Origin of the sequence: Anaerobranca gottschalkii DSM 13577, from assembly GCF_900111575.1 — a bacterium.
GTDB lineage: Bacteria > Bacillota > Proteinivoracia > Proteinivoracales > Proteinivoracaceae > Anaerobranca > Anaerobranca gottschalkii.
Genome location: NZ_FOIF01000085.1, coordinates 1 through 5,996 on the forward strand (window position 1 = coordinate 1; position 5,996 = coordinate 5,996).

General features: G+C 35.5%; 4 protein-coding genes and 1 pseudogene. All 5 read right to left on the reverse strand.

The window, feature by feature from the left end:
- Positions 1-190 precede the first annotated feature (190 nt).
- The 5 genes and pseudogenes from BMX60_RS11435 to BMX60_RS11455 all read right to left on the reverse strand — a co-directional run bounded on the left by BMX60_RS11435 (position 191) and on the right by BMX60_RS11455 (position 5,675).
- Positions 191-1,540, reverse strand: coding sequence for a glucose-6-phosphate isomerase (locus BMX60_RS11435; protein WP_091351569.1), 1,350 nt, complete (start codon positions 1,538-1,540; stop codon positions 191-193).
- A gap of 74 nt (positions 1,541-1,614) precedes the next feature.
- A complete protein-coding gene (locus BMX60_RS11440) occupies positions 1,615-2,682 on the reverse strand; it encodes an undecaprenyldiphospho-muramoylpentapeptide beta-N-acetylglucosaminyltransferase (protein WP_091351570.1) in 1,068 nt (355 codons plus the stop codon).
- 84 nt (positions 2,683-2,766) lie between these two features.
- Positions 2,767-3,087 (reverse strand): annotated as a pseudogene (locus BMX60_RS11445) (arsenate reductase family protein); the annotation flags it as partial.
- Positions 3,088-3,147: 60 nt separating this feature from the next.
- Positions 3,148-3,996 (reverse strand): 2-oxoacid:ferredoxin oxidoreductase subunit beta, encoded by an 849-nt coding sequence (locus BMX60_RS11450; protein WP_091351572.1) that lies wholly within the window; start codon positions 3,994-3,996, stop codon positions 3,148-3,150.
- On the reverse strand, positions 3,996-5,675 hold the full coding sequence (locus BMX60_RS11455) for a 2-oxoacid:acceptor oxidoreductase subunit alpha (protein ID WP_091351573.1): 1,680 nt from the start codon (positions 5,673-5,675) through the stop codon (positions 3,996-3,998). Before BMX60_RS11455 ends, BMX60_RS11450 begins: the two co-directional genes overlap by 1 nt.
- Positions 5,676-5,996 lie beyond the last annotated feature (321 nt).

Genomic DNA, 5,996 nt, shown 5'->3' on the forward strand with positions numbered 1-5,996 from the left:
ACTGTTGGCCTAATTGGGTATTTTTCTTTAAACTCTCCCCATTTATCTTCAAATATTTGTTTTATTATTCCCGTAGCCATAAACAACTCACCCCACTACATAATAACATTTATCCACATACCTAGCAATCTATACTTTCCTAAGCAAGAAAAAAACCTAACCCACTAAACTAGTGAGTTAGGCCCTTTTGTTATCTTAATCTATCCTCTAATTTTTCCCTTTGGGCTTCATAACCTTTTTTACCTAATAAAGCAAACATATTCCTTTTATAATCCTCAACTCCCGGCTGGTCAAAGGGATTTACACCTAATAGATATCCACTAATACCACAAGCTTTTTCAAAGAAATATACCATATATCCGAAATAGTAAGAAGTTAATTTAGGTATATTGATAATTAAATTGGGTACTCCTCCGTCATTGTGGGCTAATAAAGTTCCCTGGAATGCCTTTTTGTTAACAAAATCCATGGTTTTCCCAGCTAAATAGTTTAGTCCATCTAGATCTTCATTATCTTCTACTATTTCTATATCTTTACTAGGCTCTTCTACGTTGAGAATTGTTTGAAAGATATTTCTAATACCATCTTGAATATATTGACCTAATGAATGTAGATCTGTGGAAAAATTAACACTGGAAGGAAAAATCCCTTTTTGCCCTTTCCCTTCACTTTCTCCAAAAAGCTGTTTCCACCATTCAGCAAAATATTGAAGTTTAGGCTCATAATTAACCATAATTTCTGTAGTTTTATTTTTACGATAAAGAACATTTCTCGCTGCTGCGTATTGATAACAATAATTTGTTTCTAAAGTTGGGTCTTGTAAATCTTTATGGGCTTCTTTAGCCCCTGCCATCATCTCATCAATATCTACTCCACTTACCGCTATAGGTAAAAGACCAACTGCCGTTAATACAGAAAATCTGCCACCTACATCATCGGGAATAACAAAGGTTTCGTATCCCTGTTTTTCTGCCAAATTTCTAAGGGCACCTTTACTTTTATCTGTAGTAGCGTAAATCCGCTCTTTAGCCCCTTCTAAACCGTATTTCTTTTCCATGTAGTCTTTAAAAATTCTAAAGGCAATGGCCGGTTCAGTGGTGGTACCAGACTTAGAAATAACATTTACAGAGATATCCTTTCCTTCAATAACCTCTAACAAGTCCTGTACATAAGTTCCACTGATGTTATGGCCGACAAAATAGATTTCTGGCCCCTTTCTTTTTTCTTTAGGCAAAGTGTTATAAAAGGTATGGTTGAGCATCTCTAAAGCTGCTTTTGCTCCAAGATATGAACCACCAATACCGATAACCACTAAGACATCGGAATTTCCCCTTATTTTTTCTGCAGCCTTTTTGATTCTAGCAAATTCTTCTTTATCATAGTTTAGTGGTAAATCTACCCAACCAATAAAATCATTACCTGGACCTGTGCCATTATGTAGCATTTCATGGGCAAGATTAACGAAAGGCTGCAAATTTTTCACTTCTTCTGCTAAAAGAAAATCCTTGGCTTTGCTGTAATCAAAAGTAATTTTTTTCATCTAAATACCTCCCAAAGTTTACTATCACCTATTATAATCCTTTTTTTTTCTTTTGCAAGTCCTTTAACCTTTAACTATCTGAGAGAATTTTTTTCTATTTGTTCTATTACCTTTTCTATTCCATTTTGAACTTTACTTTTAGCCATAGCATCAACATATTTACTTCTATTTTCATAGAGATAGTTGATAGTTTTTAATAAGGTTTGGCTGTTTACTTTTTCTTCTAACAATACTTTACTATATCCCATTTTCTCAAAGGATTGGGCATTTAAAATCTGATCTCCCCTACTAGCTTTTGCAGATAGGGGAATTAATATATTAGGCTTTCTTAAAGCTAAAAGTTCATAGATAGAATTAGCTCCAGCTCTAGAAATCACTAAATCAGCCATGGCAAAGAGGTGTGGGAGTTCCTCTTTTATATATTCGTATTGTCGATATCCTGCTAAACCTTGGTATTGTTCTTCTAAATTCCCCTTTCCACATAGATGTATTATATTAAATTTCTTTAACAAATCTGGCAAAATATCTCTCACTGCTTTATTCAGTTTAACGGAACCTAAGCTTCCCCCCATTACCATTATTACCGGCTTTTCCTTATCTAATCCTGTAAACCGATACCCTTCCCCTTTATCTCCCTGTAAAATTTCTGGTCTTATAGGGGTACCGGTAAAAACCCCTTTATTTTTTGGCAGGTGTTTTAAAGTTTCTGGGAATGTTACACAGACCTTCTTGACAAAGGGTATTACTATTTTATTGGCAAGGCCTGGGGTATAATCGGATTCATGGATAACGGCAGGTATCCCCCTAAAATTACCAGCTAATAGCACAGGTACTGTAACAAATCCCCCTTTGGAAAAGATTATCCTAGGTTTTATTCTCCCTAAAATCCTATAGGCTTGACTGATCCCTTTTACTACTCTAAAAGGGTCAGTAAAATTCTTAAGATCAAAATACCTCCTTAGCTTCCCTGAAGATATTGGGTAATATGGAATACCTAAGTCCTCTATAAGTTTTCTTTCAATCCCATCTTCAGAACCAATATAGTGAATATCATAACCTAATTCTTGTAACTTAGGGATTAAAGCAATATTGGGAGTTACATGTCCGGCAGAACCTCCACCGGTAAGAACTATTTTTTTCACTAGTATCACCATCCTTTACTATTTACTAATATTTTACACATCTAAAGGGAACAAATGCAATAAAAAAAAGCAAGATTAAGGAATTTAATCTTGCTTAAAAACCTCAATGTATTCCTGCTCTTTAAAGCCTACTAGTACTAAATCTTTAAAATTAGTTACAATAGGTCTTTTTACCAACATAGGATTTGCTACTAAAAGTTCAATTAATTTTTCATCATCTAATTCATCGATCACATTTTGTAAATTTAATTCTTTGTACAATTTACCATTTTTATTAAACAAAACCTTTAACTGACCATTTAATATACTTTGAATTTTTTCTATCTCTTCCTTTGTTACAGGCTCCTTTATTATATGCCTAATTACAAAAGGAATACCCTTTTCTTCAAGCCAAACCTTAGCTTTTCTAGAACTTGTTCAAGATGGATAATGGAATAAAACTAGTTTCATGTTATCACTCCTTATTTATATGAATTCAGCTAAGTACTTTTCTACTATTGTAGGATCTATCTCCCTATCTACTAAGGGTAGCCCTGTATCTAAATGCTGGATTTTTTCATGATAGGTCTTTTCTTCCTTTTTGTAAAAAATACCTATAGGTATTCCATCATCCCCCCATCGATGGGCCAGTTTATATGCTTCAAAATAATCTGTTTTATCGTGGGTTTCATCTATTCTAACCACCCTATCTTTATACCATTTAAAGGTGTTTACTTTATTGAAGGTAACACATGGTTGTAGAATATCTACTAAAGCATATCCTTTATGCAAAATAGCTGCCTTCATCATCTCTACCATGTGTTCTTCATCACCGGAAAAGGTACGGGCGACAAAGGTTGCCCCTAAACTTAAAGCAACGGTCAAAGGGTTGAAGGGATTGTTAATAACACCCATAGTTTGGACCCCTGTAATTTGACCAGTACCTGTTGTAGGAGATGCTTGACCCTTTGTTAAACCATATATTTGGTTATTGTGAACAAAATGGGCAATATCGATATTCCGCCGAATATTGTGGATAAAGTGATTTCCCCCTTCTCCATAAGTATCCCCTTCACCGGATTCTACTATTACCGTTAAATTTTTATTGGTAATTTTTATCGCTGCCCCTACGGGAACTGCTCTACCATGTAAACCATTAAATCCATTGACATTGATATATTGGGGAATCTTTGCCGCTTGACCGATTCCTGAAGAAATGACAACTTCGTGGGGCTTTTTCCCTAGCTCTTCTAAGGTCCTTTTTAACCCTTTTAAGATACTGAAATTCCCACAGCCGGGACACCATGCAGTTTCATACGTTTTAAATCCGCACACTACTTAAGCACCTCCTTAATCCTCTGGTGAAGCTCTTCACTACTAAAGGGTCTGCCATCATATTTTAAAATTGACTGGTGGCAATTCACTCCTGTTTGTTCCCTAACTAAATCCTTTAACTGTCCAGTAGCGTTTCCTTCAATATTGATGATCCTTTTAGCATATGGAGCTAATTCCTTAAGTGTTTTTTGGGGAAGGGGCCAAAGATCTCCAAAGACTAGAGTTGTAACATTATACCCTTCTTCTAACAACATCTCCGTTGCCTCTTTTAGTGGGCCATAGGTAGAACCCCAAGCTAGCAAGAGAATTTCCCCTCTATCTAAACCTATTTTTTTAGGTTCTTCTAATTCTTCTTTCAGTACTTCTAATTTTTTCATTCGCTTATCTACCATCATCTTCCTTACTTCTGCACTTTCCGTTATCTTTCCGTATTCATCGTGTTCATCACTATCCACCAATACCACTTGATTTGGATATTTACCTGGAATGATCCTCGGTGAAATTCCCGTTTCTGTCAAGGTATATCTTTTGTATTCACCATCTACAAAGGCTTCTTCCCCTGCTAAACCTCTATCTATAGTAATTTTACTTAAGTCAAAGGCCTTAACCGTTTGATTATAATCGGCAAGATATTGATCACTTAAAAGTATTACAGGAATTTGATATTTTTCCGCTAAATTAAAGGCCCTAGCCGTTTGATAAAAGGCATCCTGGACGTCATTTAGGGAAATTACCATCAATGGAAACTCCCCTTGAGAACAGTTAATCACAAACTTTAAATCACTTTGTTCTGTTCTTGTAGGAAGACCGGTAGCTGGACCAGGTCTCTGAACTTCTGCTACTACTAAAGGTACTTCAGTAATCCCTGCAAGGCCTATAGATTCAACCATTAAAGAGAAACCGCCACCGGAAGTTCCAGTCATAGCCCTTACCCCGGTGTATGAAGCACCTAATGCCATTAAAACAGCTGCTATTTCATCTTCAGCTTGTTCCACTACAATTACTCCATCCTTTTGTTTTTTTGCTAAATATGTCATTATACTCGTTGATGGTGTCATGGGATATGCTGAGTAAAAGGAACAATCAGCTGCCAAAGCTCCTAAAGCTATGGATTCATTGCCATTTATCAGTATATATTCTGAAAGGTCATGTGGTTTTGCTAAGACAAATTTTGGTTCTGTTAAGCCATAGCCAATTTCCAATGCCCGCTGGTTAGTTTCTAATATTTTTCCTTGGAAAAGTTCTGTGAGATAGTTTTCTACTTCACTTATTGGTAAAGAGAAAAGTTTAAAGACAATACCGACAAAAATTGTCCCCATTACCTTTGGATTGCCAAGTTTTTTAGCCTCTTCCATTATAGGTAAAGCTAAAGTGTATTCACCTTCCCAAGTACTAGCACTATCAATAAGTATCTTACCACCTATATTTAACTTATTTTGATGAAGGGCAACGGTTTCGTCATTTAATGCAATTATTATATCTACACTATCTTTCTGACTACATAAAGGTTTATCAGAAAACCGAACTAGGGAAAAATTATGCCCCCCTCTAATTCTAGACATATAATCTTTAGTAGAAAAAACAAAATATCCTGCCCTTTTTAAACCTTTTTCTAAAATATTAGCTATAGTATCAACACCTTGCCCTGCAGCACCACCGATGAGGATATTATAATCCAAATAAAACACCTCCTTAAGGAATATACTATTATATTCTCCTTTAGTAATAAATATTCCTGTTATTATTTAAAAAATTTTTTTTAAAAAGTAAAGGTGCTGGATTAACAGCACCTCAGACTGAAGACAAACTAAAGACAAAGTCATCTTAGCTGTGGTAATTAAACAAAGATACGATTAAGTTGAGGAGATAGATTTAAGAGCTAATTAGATAAAAGGAAGAAGGGGGGAGGAACAGGACGTTCCGAAAGCTCTATTGAGCCATGGACGGCGAATTAGAGCGGTACCCTTCTTCCTTTTAGATAGAAGCCTTAAATCTCGACG